This window comes from Citrobacter koseri ATCC BAA-895 (genome assembly GCF_000018045.1).
Classification (GTDB): domain Bacteria; phylum Pseudomonadota; class Gammaproteobacteria; order Enterobacterales; family Enterobacteriaceae; genus Citrobacter_B; species Citrobacter_B koseri.
On record NC_009792.1, the window covers coordinates 1,381,702 to 1,397,539 of the forward strand.

Here is a 15,838-nt window from a genome sequence, read left to right on the forward strand (position 1 = left end):
TGAGACCATTGCTGAGTTTTTTAACTACTTCACTATTGAAGGGAGAAGCGGTGTAAAACACCACGATAAAACAATACAGCGTGTAATTTATTTTCTTCCTCCTATTTTACTAAGGAAAGAATCTGTTCAGGATACAGCATATCTTACGGATACAGTACCTTTACTTAATGAAATAACACATGCGCGACTTTCTTCCGGGAGGTTATCGAAGCTGTCTAAAAGTGTTCTTGCACTAATACTTTCTGGCTTCAGTCGAGAGATGATAGCAATTAATCTAAAAGTTGGAATCAGGCAAGTCTGGTTGATTGAAAACTTCCTACGCAAAAGATGGCGAATTCCAGATTGTTGTTCTCTGGTTGAATCTGTTTATTTTTGCAATAGATAAAAATTGTTCCTAATTTTAATTTAAGGGTGTTTACATGCATAAGAATGTTATGGCCTCTATGTTAGGTGTGGTTTTGTTCGGGGCTCTAAGCAATATCAGTTGGGCAGAAGATCAGAACAATCCCAACAAAACAATTACCAGGGGAGAACTAAATAATGAACTGATCGAATTAGCCCGATCTCTTTCTCAAAAAGGGGAGAATTATCGAAACGAGGTGGTTAGATATGTAAATGGGCGTGTAAATGATGCTGCAAATACGACGAAAAATTATATTAATGAACAAATTAATGCTCAAAATCGCTCGCTGGCTTCACAGCGGGACGCAATAAATACGGTGAAACAGGACGTGACCGTAAGCGTTGGGAAGGTTAATAAAGAACTGGATGAACAAAAGGATGTTCTGCGCGGCGAAATCGGCCAGGCCAAAGCTGATGCAATTGCACAGGCTGACAATAATGCGAAAGTTGTGCGTGGTGAGCTTAAGCAGCAGGGTGATTCCCTGCGTGGTGAAATCGGCAGCGCCAAAAGGGATGCCTACGCACGGGCCGACAGTAATGCAAAAGCCGTGCGTGACGAGCTTAAGCAGCAGGGTGATTCCTTGCGCGGCGAAATCGGCAGTGTCAAAAGGGATGCTTACGCGCGTATAGACAACAATACGGAAGCTGTTCGTGGCGAGCTTTCTCAGACCAGCAAATATTTATCTGGAAAAATCAATGCTAACCAGTCTGCGGCCAGTAAGAATAGTCGCCGTTTAGATCTTCATGAATCCTGGCAAAAAATGGCGACAGACAGAATGAATGGTCTGCAAAAACAGATATCTAACAACCGCAAAGAAATTCGTGAAAGTGCAGCTCAGAATGCGGCGCTTGCAGGTTTATTCCAGCCTTATAGCGTGGGTAAATTTAATGCTACTGCGGCATTGGGAGGATATTCAGATAAGCAGGCAGTAGCCGTTGGGATCGGCTACCGCTTTACAGACAATGTTGCAGGTAAAATGGCAGTTGCGGCCGGTGGAGATTCCGTTTCATGGAACACGGGTATTAGTCTGGAGTTCTGATTAAAGCTTACAGCAGGGGGGTATTTTACTCCCTGCTCAGGGAGCAATAATGAAAATTATCGTCGCGACGCATGATTTTTATTTTCAGCAAGGCGCTGAAGTATTATTCAATTCGTGTGAGGCACTTGGCGTTGAACATTTTAACAGCGAAAGAGAAACGTATTTTATTATCTGTGATAATGAGTTCGCCGGACTCATGAGCATACTTTTCTACGGATATGATTTTTACCTTGCCTGCAAGTCAGAGCCTTGCAATATGAAACATGGATCTTGTTTGAATGATCAAGGTAAATCATTAACACATAATGAAAGAATTATCGCTTTCCTTTTATACTATAAACACTTTAGTGTAGAGCAAATCGCCAGGGTGAGAGGTCGAAGTAAGAAAACAGTATATTCGCATATTTACAATATCAAGAAAAAAATCGGCTTAAAAAATGGAATGCACCTGCCATTTAAAAGTAACGGCATTGATCGGAATGCTTTTTTTGAACTGATATTTCTCATCTGAGATAAAATCTGGCTGGCATCTCATTATTATCTTCCCGGAGAATATGAATGAAGAATTTCATTAATCGATTTATTCGCTCAGATTACGATATCGTCATTCTTCGCCTGAGCGTTATCGGTGTATTTATGCTGTTTGGTACTTATAAATGGTTTGATTTTGAAGTTATGGCCCTGGAGCCTCTGATTTCATCAACATGGCTCAATATTCTGTATTTGATTTTTGGTGTCCACGGGGGAAGTTATTTCCTTGGCGTTATGGAAACCATTACATTTCTTGCGTTGATCATTGGCTTCGCCCGACCTGGTGTTGGCATATCTGGCGATCTCATTGTTATCACTACAGGAGTAACGACTCTGAGTCTGCTGCCACAACTGGGGAAAATTGACAGCTTCATTATCAAGGATGTTCTCTTGATTGGCGCTGGCGCAGTTTTGCTGAAATATGACCTTACCCGGTATCTGGCATTCAGGAATGGAACATACCGGGTATAAACGCTGCTACAGGATGGCAGGAATGTGAGCCCAAGCAGAGGATCTGCAAATGGTCAGTCCTCTGCGCCTCTGTTTTCCGTAATAAATCAGGAGACTGAGTTAATTCAGTACAAAATGTTTGCCTGACTGCGGATGTGCGCCATCACGGTGCGATGGCAGAAAGAACGGAGACTAACGCTCTGTTATATCATCAACTTTATCATTTCTAAGACGGCCTCAAAATTGTTGGGTCGCGGCAGAACATCTATCCTTAGTGAGGGCGACGCCTTCAACTGAGCGCCCAAACATGCCACAATACGGGCCTTACCGGCTTAATTTTTGCTAAATCAGGATATTAACTACCCATGAAGGGTAAATACAAAGCCGTTCTCGCGCTACTTTTATTATTGATCCTTATACCGTTAACGCTGCTCATGACGCTTGGCCTGTGGCTTCCTACGCTGGCGGGCATCTGGTTACCTGTTGGTACGCGTATCGCGCTGGATGAAAGCCCGAAACTTACGCGCCACGGCCTGCATATCCCGGAGCTGCGTTATCTGGTGGAGGACTGCCCGTTAGCACGCATGAGCGGCGCGGAACTCACCCATCCCAGCCGCTGGCAGCTGAATATCGGTACGCTTGAACTGGACTCCGCCTGTCTGGAAAAACTCCCTGAATCTGAACCATCGCCCGCGGCGCCGCGCACGCTCGCAGAATGGCAGTCTATGCTGCCTAATACCTGGGTTAATATCGACAGGCTTATTCTTTCTCCCTGGCAGGAATGGCAGGGGAAATTGTCGCTTTCGCTGACGCCAGCCCTCCAACAGATTCGTTATCAGGGCGAGAAGGTCAACTTTCAGGGGCGGCTGCACGGGCAAAACTTCACCGTCAGCCAACTGGAGGTGAGCGCCTTCGAAAATCAGCCCCCTGTAAAACTGGAAGGGGAATTTACGCTGCCTCTGGTGCCGGACGGGCTGCCGGTGAACGGACAGGCCGTCGCAACGCTGAGCCTGCCGCAGGAACCGTCGCTGGTGGATGCGGAACTGGAGTGGCGGGACAACGCCGGACAGCTGATCGTCATGGCGCGCGGTAACCCGGAGCCGCTGCTCGATCTCCCCTGGCAGGTCACTCGCCAGCAACTTGCCATCAGCGATGGACGCTGGAACTGGCCGTATCAGGGCTTTCCGCTGAGCGGACGTCTGGGGATCAACATTAATAACTGGCAGGCAGGTCTTGAAAATGCGGTGATAAGCGGCCGGTTGAATGTTCTGACGCAAGGCGATGCGGGTAAAGGCAATGCGGTGCTGACGATTGGGCCAGGCAAGCTGAGTATGGATAACAGCGACATGCCCCTGCGTTTAACCGGTGAAGCGAAACAGGACGATCTGATCTTTTATGCGGTACTGCCGACACAGCTCACCGGCAGTCTGGCCGATCCACAACTGACCTTTGAACCCGGCGCGCTGTTGCGTTCTCGTGGCCGGGTGATTGACTCTCTGGATATTGACGAAATTCGCTGGCCGCTGGCTGGCGTAAAAGTCACCCAACGCGGAGTTGATGGCCGATTACAGGCAATTTTACGCGCGCACGAAAATAAGATGGGCGACTTTGTCCTGCATCTTGATGGACTGGCGAATGATTTTCTTCCCGATGCGGGGCGCTGGCAGTGGCGCTACTGGGGCGAGGGTAGCTTCACTCCGATGAACGCCGGTTGGGATGTTGCCGGGAAAGGAGAATGGCACGATAACACCATCACGCTTACCGACCTGTCCACCGGGTTCGACCAACTGCAATACGGCACGATGACGGTGGCGTCTCCGCGCCTGGTGCTCGATAAACCGATCGTGTGGGTTCGTGATGCCGGGAACCCGACCTTCAGCGGCGCGTTATCGCTGGATGCGGGCAATACCGTGTTCACCGGCGGCAGCGTCTTACCGCCGTCAACGCTCAAATTCAGCGTTGAAGGAACGGACCCAACGGTATTCCAGTTCAAAGGCGACCTGCATGCCGGGGCGATTGGGCCAGTGCGGGTAAATGGGCGCTGGGACGGCATTCGTTTACGCGGGCAGGCCTGGTGGCCAAAACAGTCGGTTACGGTCTTCCAGCCCTTGCTGCCTCCTGACTGGAAAATGAATTTGCGCGCAGGCGAACTGTACGCGCAGGTGGCTTTTTCCGCCGCAGAGGATCAGGGGTTCGAAGCGGGTGGACACGGCGTACTGAAAGGCGGTAGCGCCTGGATGCCGGACAACCAAATCAACGGCGTCGATTTTGTGTTGCCGTTCCGTTTCAGTCAGGGCACCTGGCAACTGGGAACGCGCGGGCCGGTGTCATTACGCATCGCAGAGGTGGTAAACCAGGTCACCGCGAAAAATATCACGGCCGATCTCCAGGGAAGTTATCCGTGGAGCGAAGAGAATCCTTTATTGCTGAGTGACGTGAGCGTGGATGTGCTGGGCGGCAAAATCATCATGAAACAGCTACGTATGCCGCAGCACGATCCGGCACTGCTGCGGGTGCAAAATGTCTCTTCCAGCGAACTGATCAGCGCGGTGAATCCCAAACAATTTGCGATGTCCGGCCCGGTTAGCGGCGCGCTTCCGCTGTGGCTGAGCAATGAAAAATGGATCATTAAAGACGGCTGGTTAACCAATCCTGGCCCGATGACGCTGCGTATCGATAAAGATACCGCCGATGCGGTCGTCAAAGACAATATGGCGGCGGGCGCGGCAATCAACTGGTTACGCTATATGGAGATTGCCCGTTCGTGGACGAAGATTAATCTGGACAATCTGGGCGTGCTGACCATGCAGGCGACGGTCACGGGTAAAAGCCATGTGGACGGTAAAGTCGGCACGGTTAACCTGAACTATACCCATGAAGAAAATGTCTTTACGCTCTGGCGCAGTTTGCGTTTTGGCGACAACTTACAGGCATGGCTTGAACAAAACACCGCGTTGCCGGAAACCCGTTGCCCGGAAGGCAAGGAATGTGAGGAACAACAATGAAAACGATGATTGCCATGCTGGCGCTCTTCTTACTGGCGGGCTGTACGCCGCGTATTGAAGTTGCAGCGCCGAAGGAACCGATCACCATCAATATGAACGTCAAAATTGAGCATGAAATTCATATCAAGGTTGATAAGGACGTGGAAAGTTTATTGAAGTCACGCAGTGATTTGTTCTGAGGTCATGATGAAAAAACAGCTTAGAGCGACCGTTCTTATCCTGAGTTTATTGAGCTGCAACGCCATCGCGTTGACCCTGAGCGAAGCGAGAACGCAAGGGCGAGTGGGGGAAACGCTTAATGGTTATCTGGTGGCGCTGGCAACCGATCCAGAAACGCGCTCGCTCGTCAGCGAGATTAATAAAGAGCGTAGCGCCAGTTATCAACAGCTGGCGAAAAGCCATCAGATTCCGGTGGATGAGGTGGCGAAAATGGCCGGACAAAAGCTGGTCGACCGTGCAAAGCCGGGTGAGTATGTGCAGGGCATTAACGGTAAGTGGCTGAAAAAGTAACTGGCAACAGTGCGTAGCTTCTACGTATTTTCTGTTTTGTATGATAAAGCGCGATAATTTGCAGGGTAAGTTTCTATACTGTCTGCTCCGAAGCGATATTCAGCAAGAGGGGCAGTTATGGCAAGTCACGGTAATTCAGCGACGTTTTCTCTCGGTTCCCGGCAGGTAAAACGGCTGGGGTATGGGGCCATGCAACTGGCAGGACCTGGTGTATTTGGCCCGCCGAGAGACCGTCACGTCGCGCTGACGGTGCTTCGGGAGGCGATTTCGCTGGGTGTGAATCACATTGATACCAGCGATTTTTACGGCCCGCATGTTACGAACCAAATCATTCGAGAAGCGCTGCATCCGTATCCTGACGATCTGGCGATCGTTACCAAAATTGGCGCCCGTCGCGGGGAAGATGCGTCGTGGTTGCCCGCTTTCTCGCCTGCGGAATTGAAGCAGGCGGTTCACGATAATCTGCGTAATCTCGGACTTGATGTGCTGGATGTGGTCAACCTGCGCGTTATGTTCGGCGACGGTCATGGCCCGCATGAAGGATCTATCGAAGAGAGTTTTAGCGTGCTGGCAGAACTTCAGCAGCAGGGGCTGGTGAAGCATATCGGTCTGAGCAATGTCACCGCGAAACAGGTGGCTGAGGCGAGGAAGATTGCCGAAATTGTTTGCGTGCAGAATGAGTACAACATTGCCCATCGCCAGGATGACGCACTCATTGACGCGCTGGCGGGCGAGGGTATCGCTTATGTGCCGTTCTTCCCGCTGGGCGGGTTTACGCCGTTGCAGTCATCAACGCTCTCCGACGTTGCCGCCAGCCTGAATGCGACGCCAATGCAGGTTGCGCTGGCATGGTTGCTGCAACGTTCAGCCAATATCCTGTTAATTCCGGGAACGTCGTCAGTGACGCATTTGCGTGAAAATATGGCGGCAGGGGATTTGCAACTTTCGGATGAGGTTCTTGCGGTGCTGAATGGCATGAATGCCTGATGGAGGTCATCCGGCCTGCGGGAGGATGACACCCCTTGCAGGCCGGATGAGGCAAATAAATCTTATGCAGCAACAACGCTGTCAATCGCCGCTTTGGCGTCAGACTGCGCTTTGGCCGCGACTTCCGGGCCGTAAGCAATCCCTTCAGCAAACACGAAGTTCACGTCGGTGATACCAATAAAGCCCAGGAAGACTTTCAGGTACGGTGCGATCAGGTCTGTCGGCGTATCTTTGTGGATACCGCCACGGCTGGAGAGAATCACCGCACGTTTACCGGTCACCAGACCTTCCGGCCCTTTCTCGGTGTAACGGAAGGTGACGCCTGCGCGGGCAACCAGGTCAAAATAGTTTTTCAACTGAGTCGGGATGTTGAAGTTGTACATTGGCGCCGCAATGACGATCACATCGTGCGCTTGCAGTTCCGCGATCAGCTCGTCGGACAGCGCCAGCGCGTCCTGTTGACGCGGAGTCAGCGGAGCGTCGCTCGGGCGCAGGGCACCCACCAGTTCGCCATCCAGTACCGGAACAGGATTCGCGGCCAGGTCGCGCACGGTGATCGCATCCGCAGGATGCTTTTCGCGCCACTGTTCAACAAAATAATCAGACAACTGACCAGACTGAGAGTACCCTGCCAGAATACTGGATTTAAGAACTAATACTTTGCTCATGGGTGTTTCCTTTTATGTGTTTGAATGGGGTGAGCCCCGTTGCTTGTTGACACTCTATTCACAATCCTGTCGCAGAGATAGCGCAATATATCGAATCCTATGTTCGAAATTATTGAACAACACACGAAAAGCGCCGATGTGGTACTCTATACCAATCATTAAAAAGAGATTTTACCCGGCAGAGCACTGCCCTCTAATGCTATGACAGAACAACAGAAAATCACCTTCGCCGCACTTCAGCAACAGCTGGATACGCTGATGCTGCGTGACAGGCAGCGCTTTGCCCGCCGCCTGCATGGCGTGAAGAAGGTTAAAAAACCTGATGCACAACAGGCCATTCTCCTGGAGATGGCGAAAGAGATTGAACAGGCAGCAGGTAAAATTGTGCTGCGCGAAGCCGCCAGACCGGAAATAACGTATCCAGAAAACCTGCCTGTCAGCCAGAAAAAACAGGCCATCCTGGAGGCCGTTCGCGACCACCAGGTGGTGATTGTGGCGGGGGAGACCGGCTCTGGTAAAACCACGCAGCTGCCGAAAATTTGTATGGAGCTGGGGCGCGGTATTAAAGGGCTGATCGGCCATACGCAGCCGCGTCGTCTGGCGGCGCGTACCGTTGCCAACCGTATTGCCGAAGAGTTGCAAACGGAACCGGGCGGCTGCATCGGTTATAAAGTCCGTTTCAGCGATCACGTCAGCGACAACACGATGGTCAAGCTGATGACGGACGGTATCCTGCTGGCGGAAATCCAGCAGGACAGGCTGCTGATGCAGTACGACACCATCATCATTGATGAAGCGCACGAGCGCAGCCTGAATATCGATTTTCTGCTTGGCTACCTGAAAGAGCTGTTGCCGCGTCGCCCGGATCTGAAAATCATCATCACCTCCGCGACCATCGACCCGGAGCGCTTCTCGCGTCATTTTAACAATGCGCCGATCATTGAAGTTTCCGGCAGAACGTACCCGGTTGAAGTGCGCTATCGTCCGATTGTCGAAGAAGCGGACGATACCGAGCGCGATCAGCTTCAGGCGATTTTTGACGCGGTGGATGAACTGGGGCGTGAAAGTCCCGGCGATATCCTGATCTTTATGAGCGGCGAGCGTGAAATCCGCGATACCGCCGATGCGCTCAATAAACTCAATTTGCGCCATACCGAAGTATTGCCGCTGTATGCACGTCTCTCTAACAGCGAGCAGAACCGCGTGTTCCAGTCGCACAGCGGACGTCGCATCGTGCTGGCGACTAACGTGGCGGAAACCTCGCTGACCGTACCGGGCATTAAGTACGTTATCGATCCCGGCACCGCGCGCATCAGTCGCTACAGCTACCGCACCAAAGTGCAGCGGCTGCCGATTGAACCGGTTTCACAGGCTTCCGCTAACCAGCGTAAAGGCCGCTGTGGACGTGTGTCGGAAGGGATCTGCATCCGTCTGTATTCGGAAGATGACTTCCTGTCGCGCCCGGAATTTACCGACCCGGAGATTCTGCGTACCAACCTGGCTTCGGTTATTTTGCAAATGACGGCGCTGGGGCTGGGCGATATCGCCGCATTCCCGTTTGTTGAAGCGCCGGATAAACGCAACATTCAGGACGGCGTGCGTCTGCTGGAAGAGCTTGGGGCGATTACGATCGATGAGCAGCAAACGGCTTATAAACTGACGCCTTCAGGACGCCAGTTGTCGCAGCTGCCGGTAGACCCACGTCTGGCGCGGATGGTGCTGGAAGCGCAGAAACACGGCTGCGTGCGTGAGGCGATGATCATCACCTCCGCGCTGTCTATTCAGGACCCGCGTGAGCGCCCGATGGATAAACAGCAGGCGTCCGATGAGAAGCACCGTCGTTTCCACGATAAAGAGTCTGACTTCCTCGCCTTTGTGAATCTGTGGAATTACCTCGGCGAGCAGCAGAAAGCGCTGTCGTCGAACCAGTTCCGCCGCCTGTGCCGCACCGATTACCTGAACTATCTGCGCGTGCGCGAATGGCAGGATATCTACACCCAATTGCGCCAGGTGGTGAAAGAACTGGGTATTCCGGTAAACAGCGAACCGGCGCAATACCGTGAAGTGCATATCGCGCTGCTGACCGGGCTGCTGTCGCATATCGGGATGAAAGATGCTGACAAGCAGGAGTATACCGGCGCGCGTAACGCCCGTTTCTCCATCTTCCCGGGTTCCGGTTTGTTCAAGAAGCCGCCGAAGTGGGCGATGGTCGCAGAACTGGTGGAAACCAGCCGCCTGTGGGGGCGCATTGCGGCGCGCATCGATCCAGAATGGGTGGAACCGGTTGCCCAGCATCTGATTAAGCGTTCTTACAGCGAACCGCACTGGGAACGGGCGCAGGGCGCGGTGATGGCGACGGAGAAAGTGACCGTGTACGGTCTGCCGATAGTGGCCGCGCGCAAGGTGAATTACAGCCAGATCGACCCGGCGCTGTGTCGCGAGTTGTTTATTCGTCATGCGCTGGTAGAGGGCGACTGGCAGACGCGCCACGCCTTCTTCCGCGACAACCTGAAGTTGCGTACGGAAGTGGAAGAGCTGGAGCACAAATCGCGTCGCCGCGACATTCTGGTCGATGATGAGACGCTGTTTGAGTTCTACGACCAGCGCATCAGTCATGACGTGATCTCCGCGCGCCACTTCGACAACTGGTGGAAAAAAGTCAGCCGTGAAACGCCGGATCTGCTCAACTTTGAAAAGAGTATGCTTATCAAAGAGGGCGCGGAAAAAATCAGCAAGCTGGATTACCCGAACTTCTGGCACCAGGGAAATCTTAAGCTGCGGCTGAGCTATCAGTTTGAACCGGGCGCCGACGCCGACGGCGTCACCGTCCATATCCCGCTTCCGTTGTTAAACCAGGTGGAAGAGTCCGGGTTTGAATGGCAAATTCCAGGTCTGCGCCGAGAGCTGGTGATTGCGCTGATTAAATCGCTGCCGAAACCGGTACGACGGAACTTTGTTCCGGCGCCGAACTATGCCGAAGCGTTTTTAGGTCGCGTAACACCGCTGGAGCTACCGTTGCTGGATGCGCTGGAGCGTGAGTTACGGCGGATGACCGGCGTGACGGTAGATCGCGAAGACTGGCACTGGGATCAGGTGCCCGATCATCTGAAGATCACCTTCCGCGTGGTGGATGACAAAAACAAGAAGTTGCAGGAAGGGCGCGCTTTGCAGGGGCTGAAAGAGGCGCTGAAAGGGAAAGTCCAGGAGACGCTCTCGGCGGTGGCAGATGACGGCATCGAGCAGAGTGGGCTGCACATCTGGAGTTTCGGTCAGCTGCCGGAAAGCTATGAGCAGAAACGCGGCAATTACAAAGTGAAGGCGTGGCCTGCGCTGGTCGATGAGCGTGATAGCGTCGCCATCAGGCTGTTCGACAATCCGCTGGAGCAACAACAGGCAATGTGGTGCGGTTTACGCCGCTTGCTGCTGCTGAATATTCCGTCGCCGATTAAGTATCTGCACGAAAAACTGCCGAATAAAGCCAAGCTCGGTCTGTACTTCAACCCGTATGGCAAAGTGCTGGAGTTGATTGACGACTGTATCTCCTGCGGCGTGGACAAGCTGATTGACGCCAATGGCGGCCCGGTATGGACGGAAGAGGCTTTTGCCGCACTGCATGAGAAGGTGCGCGCTGAGCTGAACGACACCGTTGTCGATATCGCGAAGCAGGTCGAGCAGATCCTGACCGCCGTGTTCACGATCAACAAACGTCTGAAAGGACGTGTGGATATGACGATGGCGCTGGGGCTGTCTGATATCAAAGCGCAAATGGGCGGGCTGGTGTATCGCGGTTTTGTCACCGGCAACGGCTTTAAGCGCCTCGGCGATACGCTGCGCTATTTGCAGGCGATTGAAAAACGGCTGGAGAAACTGGCGGTTGATCCGCACCGTGACAGGGCGCAGATGCTGAAAATCGAAAGCGTGCAGCAGGCCTGGCAGCAGTGGATTAACAAGCTGCCGCCAGCCCGCCGTGATGACGACGACGTCAAAGAAATCCGCTGGATGATCGAAGAGCTACGCGTCAGCTACTTTGCACAACAGCTCGGCACGCCGTACCCGATCTCCGATAAGCGCATTTTACAGGCGATGGAGCAAATCAGCCTGTAGCTCCATGCTCAGCTCAGGCAGGAGATACCTTCGGGTATCTCCTGCGGGGCGGCGCGCTTTAGCCTGTCATAAAGCAGCGCAATGTCTTTTTCGAATGCCGTATCTTGCGGCCAGACCAGATAGTAGCCTTCTCCGGTTGCCACTGCTTCATTGAACGGAAGGGCGAGCAGACCGCTTTTTACCGCCTCCAGACTGAGCAGCAGATCGCCCACGGAGACGCCATGCCCCCTTATCGCCGCCTGATTTCCCTGTTCCAGCGTGTCGAACACTTTTCCCCGACGGGTATTCAGCCCGTTAAATTTACCGCTGCGTGCCAGCCATCGCGTCCAGTCGCGCCGGTCTGGCGAAGGGTGAATAAGCTCGCAGTCGGCAATGTTTTCTCGTACCTGTTCAAGTAGCGCGGGGGCGCATATCGGGATCAGCCACTCTTTAAAAAGCAGCCTGCTTTGCGTGCCGGAACCAAAATGACCATTGCCTAACAGGATGGCGCAGTGAAAGGGTTCGCGATTGAAATCCACCGTATCGGTGTCCATCCAGACGCTGGAAAGCTCCACGTTAAGCGAGGGCTCCTGCTGATGTACGCTGTTCAGCACGTCCAGCAACCAGCCCATTGTCAGGGTTGAGGGCGCCTTTAAGCGCAGACCGTGCTGCTGGTTGCGAAACGCGGAGCAGGCGTTTTCCAGCGTCCGAAAGCCTGCGGCCAGCTGCTCCGCCAGCGCGCGTCCCGCTTCCGTTACCTCAACCTGCGGGCCGTTGCGGTGAAACAGCGGGCAGTCAAACGTTGTCTCCAGAGTACGGATATGTCTGCTGATCGCGCCCGGAGTGACGTTCAGCGCGTCAGCGGCTTTGCTGAATGATCCGAGGCGGGCGGCGGCTTCAAAAGCGCGCAGGGCATACAGTGGCGGCAGAGTCATGGCGATACGCTATTGTGAGTTTTACTCACATTAAATAGCAGTTTTATTCGTTTTTCAAACGTCATCGCTCGCTGAATAATGCCGGGAGTTTCCGGGCCTGTGTGCGTTATGAAGGAGAAAAGGCGTTGATTAATCTGACATTGCTGAGTGCGTATAGTTTATCGGTTTTACTGTTGCTGGTCACGCCCGGCCCGGTGGTTGCGCTGGTAACCGGAACGGCGGCCCGGCACGGTGCGCGTAAAGCCTTTGCGACGGTGATCGGAACGAACAGCGCCTCTCTGGTGCTGATTATCCTGGCGGCGCTGATGCTGGCCGGGGTGATGTCGATCTCCGGTTTGTTTCTGTCTTTGCTGGGGATCGCAGGGTCGTTGTATATCGGCTACGGCGCGTTAATCAGCCTGCGGGCGGGGAATCCGCAGGCAAATGCGCAAGAAAACACGGTCGCTGCGGGCGACGGCGGGGTGATCCGGGGATTTATTACCGGCATTTCAAATCCGAAAGACATCCTTTTCTTTGTCGCTTTCTTCCCTCAGTTTATTGCGGTGACGCAGAACTTCGCCGCCAGCATTATGATGCTGACGGTGGTGTGGATCATTTTTGATTTTGCTGTTTTATCGCTGTACATCCTGCTCATCAATAACTGGTTGTCACCGCATCACAGCCGGCGTATTGGGCTGGCGTCATCGCTGTTTTTGCTGGTGATATCGCTGTCTGGCCTGGTCTATAACGTCCGCGAAATCATTCACCACTTGCCGTACGGATGACGTCAGACTGACCAGCCGCCGCCCAGCGCTTTGTAGAGATCAATCTGTGCCAGCAGCAGATTGTTTTTCACCTGCACCACATTGGTTTGCACTGAGAACAGCGTGCGCTGGGCGTCCAGTACATCCAGATAAGACGAATAGCCATTGCGATAGCGATTCTGGGCGATGCGCAATGTTTCCTGCGCCACATCCTGCTGCGCCTGTAATTCACTGAGCTGTTCCTGATAGCGGGTGATGGCGTCGAGGCTATCGTTTACCTCTCTGAAAGCGTTACGCACGGTTTTTTCATAACTGTACAGCGCCTGATTACGCTGGGACTGGGAAATATCAACCTGCGCATTCAATGCCTGACGATTAAGCAGAGGGGCGAGAATGCTGCCGCCGATACTCCATAAGCGGAGCGGGTCGTCAAGCAGACCGGGGAGCGTGCGATCCTGCACCGATCCGGTCGCCGTCAGGTTGATCGACGGCAGCAGGCTGGCGCGAGAGGCGGCAAGCGTCGCATCGGTCGCAATAAGCTGTCTCTCGGCCTGCACAACATCAGGACGGCGGTTGAGCAACGAAGAGGGCAACTGTGACGGCAACGTTAAGGGCGTCAGCGCATCAAAACGGTCGCTACGGGCCAGGCGCGTCGGGTTGCTGCCCAGCAGAAGACTCAGCGCGTTTTCCTGTTGTGCGATCTGGTGCTCAAGCAGGGGAATTTGCGCGCGCGTCGAGCGAAGCTCAGAATCCGACTGCATCAATTCCAGGCGCGAGCTGTAGCCTGTTTCATATTGCCGTTTTGCCAGATTCCAGGCCTCTTCACGCGATTTCAGCGTCGATTTTGTCACGTTGAGCTGCTCATCCAGCGCCAGCAGCGTGACATAACCGGACGCAACGGACGAGGCAACAGTCAGATCGGCGGCGGCCGCCGCCGCTTTTTGCGCCGCCAGTGAGGCCCGCGCCGCACTGGCGGTGCTGCGATTAACGCCCCAGATATCGACATCGTAGCTTGCCGTCAGGCTGCCCTTATACAACGTGCTGTAGATCGGAAGTCCGGTTGCCGCAGACTGCGTTCGCGCCCGCGCCCCGCTAACGCCCGCATCCAGCGAGGGGAACAGGCTGCCTTCGGCGGCATAGACCCTGGCCTGGTATTCATTTACCCGTTCGCGGGCAATCAGCACGTCACTGTTATTTTGCAGTGCCTGATCGACATAACGATTCAGATGACTGTCGTGAAAATTTCTCCACCATACCTGTTCTGTTGCGCTGGCGGGGCCGGTGGCGGTTCGCCAGGCGGCGGGGATTTGCAAAGACGGTTTTGCGGGTGCCACATCAACCGACTGACAGCCACTGAGCAGCAGGGCGAACAGTAAAGCGGCAACGGGACGGCGCGTCATTGTTTCGCCTCCCGGGTATCGATATGTACCTGCACCGACATGCCCGGACGCAATCGCGCAATCTCCTCCGGTTTACCCAGCACCTCCACCCGAACCGGAATGCGCTGGGCGATTTTGACAAAGTTGCCGGTCGCGTTATCCGGCGTAATGGCGCTGAACTCCACGCCGGTTGCCGGAGAAATGCTCTCCACCCGGCCTTCATAAGCCCGATCATTCAGCGCATCGACGGTAAATCGTACCGGCTGACCCACGCGCAGCTCCGCCAGTTGCGTCTCTTTAATATTGGCGATAACCCAGTGCTGCGGCGGCACCAGCGTGGTGAGGTGCGTTCCGGCGGTGACATACGCGCCGAGGCGGACGGCAATCTGCCCAAGCTGGCCGTCGCGTGGCGCGACAATGCGGGTATTTTGCAGATCGATCTGCGCCAGCTCTAACGCTGCGCGGGCATTTTCAACGTCGGCTTCCAGCGCTCCCCGGTTGACGATCACCGTTTGTAAATCCTGTCGTGACATCTCCAGCGTGGCTTTCGCCTGGTCGATATCCGCTCTGCCTTGCGCCGCGCTGGCCAGCGCCGCATCGCGTTCACGAATCGACAGCGAACCGTCGGCGGTGAGATCTTTCACGCGTTTCAAATCTGCCTGGGTTTTCAAACTTTGCGCTTTGGCGTTCTTCAGTACCGCTTCATTGCGCGCAATCACGGCTTCGGCGCTTTTACGCTGTTGCAGGTTGTTATTTAACGCGGCGATTTTCATGGCCAACTGCGCTTCGCCCTGATGGACACGCTGGCGATAAATACGGTCGTCGATCTGCATCAGCAGTTCGCCTTTTTTCACCTGCACAAAGTCCTGCACATTCACCTGCGTGATATATCCATTCACCTGCGGGCTAATAAAGGTGGTTTGTCCACGCACATAGGCGTTATCCGTAAATTGCGTATGGCGGGTAAACGGCGGTAATTGCCAGGCGTAGAGGATCACCAGAACCCCGACGAGGCCAATGGCGGCAGCGGCAAAAATTGACACCACACGGAGATTGTTTCGGGTATTTGCCTGCTCTTTGGCGGCATCCTGCTGACTCATAGCGG

13 protein-coding genes are annotated in these 15,838 nt (G+C 53.9%); 9 read left to right on the forward strand and 4 right to left on the reverse strand.

Annotated elements, in window-relative coordinates; all coding sequences use genetic code 11:
* Positions 1-419: 419 nt before the first annotated feature.
* From CKO_RS22000 to CKO_RS06155, 7 genes are all read left to right on the forward strand, one after another.
* Positions 420-1,442 carry a YadA-like family protein gene (locus CKO_RS22000; protein WP_012132307.1) on the forward strand — a complete coding sequence of 341 codons (1,023 nt, stop codon included), beginning with the start codon at positions 420-422 and terminating at the stop codon, positions 1,440-1,442.
* A 49-nt stretch (positions 1,443-1,491) separates the two neighbouring features.
* The gene (locus CKO_RS06130; RefSeq protein ID WP_012132308.1) at positions 1,492-1,953 is read left to right on the forward strand and encodes a helix-turn-helix transcriptional regulator; all 462 of its coding nucleotides are present in this window, start codon (positions 1,492-1,494) and stop codon (positions 1,951-1,953) included.
* Positions 1,954-2,000: 47 nt separating this feature from the next.
* Positions 2,001-2,444 carry a DUF417 family protein gene (locus CKO_RS06135; protein WP_012132309.1) on the forward strand — a complete coding sequence of 148 codons (444 nt, stop codon included), beginning with the start codon at positions 2,001-2,003 and terminating at the stop codon, positions 2,442-2,444.
* 344 nt (positions 2,445-2,788) lie between these two features.
* Positions 2,789-5,428, forward strand: coding sequence for a YdbH family protein (locus tag CKO_RS06140; protein WP_012132310.1), 2,640 nt, complete (start codon positions 2,789-2,791; stop codon positions 5,426-5,428).
* Complete coding sequence (locus tag CKO_RS06145) at positions 5,425-5,607, forward strand: YnbE family lipoprotein (RefSeq protein ID WP_012132311.1); 183 nt, start codon at positions 5,425-5,427, stop codon at positions 5,605-5,607. Before CKO_RS06140 ends, CKO_RS06145 begins: the two co-directional genes overlap by 4 nt.
* A gap of 7 nt (positions 5,608-5,614) precedes the next feature.
* Positions 5,615-5,938 (forward strand): YdbL family probable chaperone protein, encoded by a 324-nt coding sequence (locus tag CKO_RS06150; protein WP_024130313.1) that lies wholly within the window; start codon positions 5,615-5,617, stop codon positions 5,936-5,938.
* A gap of 117 nt (positions 5,939-6,055) precedes the next feature.
* Positions 6,056-6,925, forward strand: coding sequence for an aldo/keto reductase family oxidoreductase (locus CKO_RS06155; RefSeq protein ID WP_012132313.1), 870 nt, complete (start codon positions 6,056-6,058; stop codon positions 6,923-6,925).
* Between the two features lie 62 nt (positions 6,926-6,987).
* On the opposite strand, the gene azoR is transcribed toward CKO_RS06155, so the two are convergent.
* Positions 6,988-7,593, reverse strand: a complete 606-nt coding sequence (gene azoR / locus CKO_RS06160; protein WP_012132314.1) for an FMN-dependent NADH-azoreductase — start codon at positions 7,591-7,593, stop codon at positions 6,988-6,990.
* A gap of 201 nt (positions 7,594-7,794) precedes the next feature.
* On the opposite strand from azoR, the gene hrpA reads away from it, so the two are divergent.
* Entirely contained in the window at positions 7,795-11,697 is a 3,903-nt protein-coding gene (gene hrpA, locus CKO_RS06165) for an ATP-dependent RNA helicase HrpA (protein ID WP_012132315.1), read from the forward strand.
* Between the two features lie 8 nt (positions 11,698-11,705).
* Here the strand turns inward: hrpA and CKO_RS06170 are convergent, their stop codons facing one another.
* The gene (locus CKO_RS06170) at positions 11,706-12,611 is read right to left on the reverse strand and encodes a LysR family transcriptional regulator (RefSeq protein WP_012132316.1); all 906 of its coding nucleotides are present in this window, start codon (positions 12,609-12,611) and stop codon (positions 11,706-11,708) included.
* Between the two features lie 128 nt (positions 12,612-12,739).
* Here CKO_RS06170 and CKO_RS06175 point away from each other — a divergent pair, with 128 nt between their 5' ends.
* Entirely contained in the window at positions 12,740-13,375 is a 636-nt protein-coding gene (locus CKO_RS06175) for a LysE family translocator (protein WP_024130315.1), read from the forward strand.
* A gap of 2 nt (positions 13,376-13,377) precedes the next feature.
* On the opposite strand, the gene CKO_RS06180 is transcribed toward CKO_RS06175, so the two are convergent.
* Both CKO_RS06180 and CKO_RS06185 read right to left on the reverse strand, forming a co-directional pair.
* Positions 13,378-14,754: an efflux transporter outer membrane subunit gene (locus CKO_RS06180; RefSeq protein ID WP_012132318.1), complete on the reverse strand. Its 1,377-nt coding sequence runs from the start codon at positions 14,752-14,754 to the stop codon at positions 13,378-13,380.
* A complete protein-coding gene (locus CKO_RS06185; protein ID WP_012132319.1) occupies positions 14,751-15,833 on the reverse strand; it encodes an HlyD family secretion protein in 1,083 nt (360 codons plus the stop codon). Before CKO_RS06185 ends, CKO_RS06180 begins: the two co-directional genes overlap by 4 nt.
* Between the last annotated feature and the right edge of the window lie 5 nt (positions 15,834-15,838).

What these genes read in the sequence shown, in the direction of transcription:
- hrpA (WP_012132315.1), top strand. Translation starts at nt 7,795, where the DNA reads ATGACAGAACAACAGAAAATCACCTTCGCCGCACTTCAGCAACAGCTG.
- CKO_RS06140 (WP_012132310.1), top strand. Translation starts at nt 2,789, where the DNA reads ATGAAGGGTAAATACAAAGCCGTTCTCGCGCTACTTTTATTATTGATC.
- CKO_RS22000 (WP_012132307.1), top strand. Translation starts at nt 420, where the DNA reads ATGCATAAGAATGTTATGGCCTCTATGTTAGGTGTGGTTTTGTTCGGG.
- CKO_RS06135 (WP_012132309.1), top strand. Translation starts at nt 2,001, where the DNA reads ATGAAGAATTTCATTAATCGATTTATTCGCTCAGATTACGATATCGTC.
- CKO_RS06145 (WP_012132311.1), top strand. Translation starts at nt 5,425, where the DNA reads ATGAAAACGATGATTGCCATGCTGGCGCTCTTCTTACTGGCGGGCTGT.
- CKO_RS06170 (WP_012132316.1), bottom strand. Translation starts at nt 12,611, where the DNA reads ATGACTCTGCCGCCACTGTATGCCCTGCGCGCTTTTGAAGCCGCCGCC.
- CKO_RS06155 (WP_012132313.1), top strand. Translation starts at nt 6,056, where the DNA reads ATGGCAAGTCACGGTAATTCAGCGACGTTTTCTCTCGGTTCCCGGCAG.
- CKO_RS06150 (WP_024130313.1), top strand. Translation starts at nt 5,615, where the DNA reads ATGAAAAAACAGCTTAGAGCGACCGTTCTTATCCTGAGTTTATTGAGC.
- CKO_RS06180 (WP_012132318.1), bottom strand. Translation starts at nt 14,754, where the DNA reads ATGACGCGCCGTCCCGTTGCCGCTTTACTGTTCGCCCTGCTGCTCAGT.
- CKO_RS06130 (WP_012132308.1), top strand. Translation starts at nt 1,492, where the DNA reads ATGAAAATTATCGTCGCGACGCATGATTTTTATTTTCAGCAAGGCGCT.
- CKO_RS06185 (WP_012132319.1), bottom strand. Translation starts at nt 15,833, where the DNA reads ATGAGTCAGCAGGATGCCGCCAAAGAGCAGGCAAATACCCGAAACAAT.
- azoR (WP_012132314.1), bottom strand. Translation starts at nt 7,593, where the DNA reads ATGAGCAAAGTATTAGTTCTTAAATCCAGTATTCTGGCAGGGTACTCT.